The sequence below is a fragment of the Devosia psychrophila genome, assembly GCF_000971275.1.
GTDB classification, from domain to species: Bacteria; Pseudomonadota; Alphaproteobacteria; order Rhizobiales; family Devosiaceae; genus Devosia; species Devosia psychrophila.
The window spans coordinates 1-2,879 of record NZ_LAPV01000173.1; the positions used below are offsets into that span (position 1 = coordinate 1).

At 59.4% G+C, this 2,879-nt stretch carries 3 protein-coding genes and 1 pseudogene; 1 reads left to right on the forward strand and 3 read right to left on the reverse strand.

Annotation, left to right across the window (positions count from 1 at the left end; all coding sequences use genetic code 11):
- Nucleotides 1-607: 607 nt before the first annotated feature.
- A complete protein-coding gene (locus WH91_RS22855) occupies nucleotides 608-997 on the reverse strand; it encodes an SDR family oxidoreductase (RefSeq protein ID WP_428040673.1) in 390 nt (129 codons plus the stop codon).
- A 32-nt stretch (nucleotides 998-1,029) separates the two neighbouring features.
- Between WH91_RS22855 and WH91_RS19645 the strand changes: the two are divergent.
- Nucleotides 1,030-1,314: pseudogene (locus WH91_RS19645) on the forward strand (ATP-binding protein); the annotation flags it as partial.
- 263 nt (nucleotides 1,315-1,577) lie between these two features.
- Here the strand turns inward: WH91_RS19645 and WH91_RS19650 are convergent.
- The gene (locus WH91_RS19650) at nucleotides 1,578-1,973 is read right to left on the reverse strand and encodes a VOC family protein (RefSeq protein ID WP_046172718.1); all 396 of its coding nucleotides are present in this window, start codon (nucleotides 1,971-1,973) and stop codon (nucleotides 1,578-1,580) included.
- Between the two features lie 56 nt (nucleotides 1,974-2,029).
- Entirely contained in the window at nucleotides 2,030-2,617 is a 588-nt protein-coding gene (locus WH91_RS19655; protein ID WP_046172719.1) for an RNA polymerase sigma factor, read from the reverse strand.
- Nucleotides 2,618-2,879: the final 262 nt, after the last annotated feature.

The window sequence follows — 2,879 nt, forward strand, 5'->3', positions numbered from 1 at the left end:
ATGCTGTTCGGTTGCCATAGTTGGTTCAAACATCATGCTGGCACGGCGTCGGCAGGCGAAGCAGCAAAGATGGCGCGGATCAAGGTCGATCTGGAAAACTGGATGAGAGAGAGAGGGCTGAACTATACCCAGTAGGCGTGTTGCCATGCTCGATCTGTGGCCTTAGAAGCCACAGGCTAGCGACAATGTTTAATAAGGTAGAACAGTCCAATTCTTTTGTTCGCATAACTAAGATTATGGAACGGTGCACCTGCCGATCCGTCGGCATTTCTGGGCCGTCAGTAGGCGGTCGGATGTTGAAACGCGGTCAGCTGGTGCCGAAACGGCACTGGACATAGGTTGCGAAGTCAGTTGGCTCGTGGCCAAGTAACGGTGTCGGTCGTTTCCGTGGCGAAGCCAAATTGCCGCACAGTATACAATGCGGCCATTACAAGACACAGGCCAAGTGGCACGCCTCGTCCGCGCTGCTCAATCAAAAACCCTGGCAAGGAAACGTCGCGGTATTGGATCGGGCGCCCCATCACCTTCGTCATCAAGTTTGCTACTCTGTTAAAGTCGAGCGCCGCAGGACCAGTTAGAGTATAGCCCTTGCCCACCTGGTTTGCTGTCAACAACGAATGAACGACACCTGCTCCAACGTCGGAAACGTCGATAAAGGCGGATCGACCCTTGCCAGCTGGCACTGCAATCTCACCCTCTCCATGATTGAAGCCAAATGCTCCGTTTCAAGGTTTTGCATGAAATCACTCGGCCGGATGTGGGTCCATGCAAAGCGTAACTTTTCGATAAGCCGCTCCATGCCGTGATGAGGTAGGATCGGATTGTTTTCCGCACCCTTGACTGACAGTAACACATGTCGGCTCATCCCGGCACGCCGGGCAGCCGGCAGGAATGGTTCGATGAGCCTGGCCTTAACTATCTGGGGCAGGCGCATCATGAAAATCGCAGAAGCGCCCGTGAGCGCTGCGGCGAAAGTGTCAGGATCTAGCAGGTCCAGACGAACCCAACGTTGATCATGGCCGGCAGGCCCAGAAGCAGATGGCCACCTACCAGCTTCTCTTCATCGACGAACTGGGCTTCGTGCCGCTCTCCAAGACCGGGGCGGAGCTGCTGTTCGAGCTGATCTCGCAACGATACGAGCGAGGCGCGACCCTGATCACCAGCAATCTTCCGTTTGACGAATGGACGGAGACGCTCGGGTCCGAGCGTCTGACAGGGGCGCTGCTCGACCGCATCACCCACCACGTCAATATTCTCGAGACGAATGGCGACAGCTATCGTCTCGCACAAAGCCGCGCCCGAAAGGCCGGCTGAGACACCTCAAAATCGTCACGCGCACATGAGACCCCCGATCGGGCTACGCCCACCCGGCGATCTCATGTGCATGTCATAAGTGGCCGACTTTTACGCCGCCTAATAGCCAGATTTTACTCCGCCGTTGACAGGTTGCCAAGAGGCTTCGTGGTTCGGTGCTCGTGTTCCAGGACGGCGAGTGGTTTTCGCTTAAGCGTGGCGACGTCGTGTCGCACGATCACTAATACAAAGAACACGATGCTGGCGCTCTTGGCCTTTTAAGCTCATGGCGCAGGCTCTTTGAGGGAAAGGGGTTTGCCGGCCGGCTGGTAGAGGCCCATTGCATGGGAATCGGGATCGAGAAACGCCGCACCCTGCCCGTACGGTGCGTCGCCCACTGGCGAGACAATTGTCGCGCCCATGCTAGCCAACCCCGCCACGACATCGGCGATGCCGCCATCCGGCAGGGTGAAGGTAACCAGCGGGCTGTTGCCGGGTTCGCAGCGCCCCCGCATGAAGCTCATGCTGAAATCGGAGCTCAGCCGCAGGAACAGCATGCGCGTATCGCCCGAACCGCGCCGCTCGAACGAGAAGCTGAACGCCTCGCGATAGAACCGCTCGGTCCGGTCCAGGTCGGCACAATGAAAGACGAGACAAATCTCGGAAGGTTTGGTGAGCATTGAAGATTCCTGCTGGTGATGGCCTCAGGGCCGACATCAAGCTATTGCCGCGACCCCTAGTTTTGTGAGCGCTGAATGATCAACAAATGTCCGTCTGGGTCGTGACTGGCAAACACGCCACCATACCGTTGCAACGCCGGCACCAACGCCTCTCGAATGCGGCCATAGGCGAGATCGAGATTGAGTCCACTCAGTTCAGCCGGCGCCTGTAGCCCCCGCGCGCGAAGCTGACGCTTGAGCGCGCTGATACGTTGGCGCAAGGCCGTATCGGGCAGGTCCAGCAGATAGACGATCTCCCGCCGGTTGTGCCCGGTGAGCACCAGCGTTGCCAGCACACGCAACGCCAGTGGCAACCCGGCCAGTACCTCGGTGAGGCTGGCCACTTCGACGGGTTGCTGTGCGAGGGCGCAAGCAGCCCCCCATACGTCCTCGCGCCGGTGGCGCCGGCGAGTCGAGCGAAGCGCCATGCGAGCCTGGTTGCGGACCACGCCACAGAGCCAACGCCTGTTGGCAGTGTCGGAAAGGTCGGCCCGGCCCGCCTCAACGGCGACTAGCAGCGCCTGCTGCACGACGTCCTCTGCCTCGCCAGCGCCGATCTCCCGGCGGGCAATGGCAAAAAGTTGGCCATAGTGATTGATGCGCATCCGCCAAGTCTGGCAAACGCCCTCGCCAAACGCAATCCCCCCAACTCAGAGATGGTCGCCGTACCTGCTGGTCGAGGCGACGATCGTTAGAAGGCGAACCCAGAGGTGGCTCGGGAAATCTGGACATCGGGATCGGTGGATTTTGTGCCTGATGGCGGCCAGTATGGCCGCGAACAGGAGCGACCATGACGAGACGACCCCGCCGCAACCACACGCCGGTGTTCAAGGCCAAAGTGGCGCTGGCCGCCATCAAGGGTGAGAA

What these genes read in the sequence shown, in the direction of transcription:
- WH91_RS19650 (WP_046172718.1), bottom strand. Translation starts at nt 1,973, where the DNA reads ATGCTCACCAAACCTTCCGAGATTTGTCTCGTCTTTCATTGTGCCGAC.
- WH91_RS19655 (WP_046172719.1), bottom strand. Translation starts at nt 2,617, where the DNA reads ATGCGCATCAATCACTATGGCCAACTTTTTGCCATTGCCCGCCGGGAG.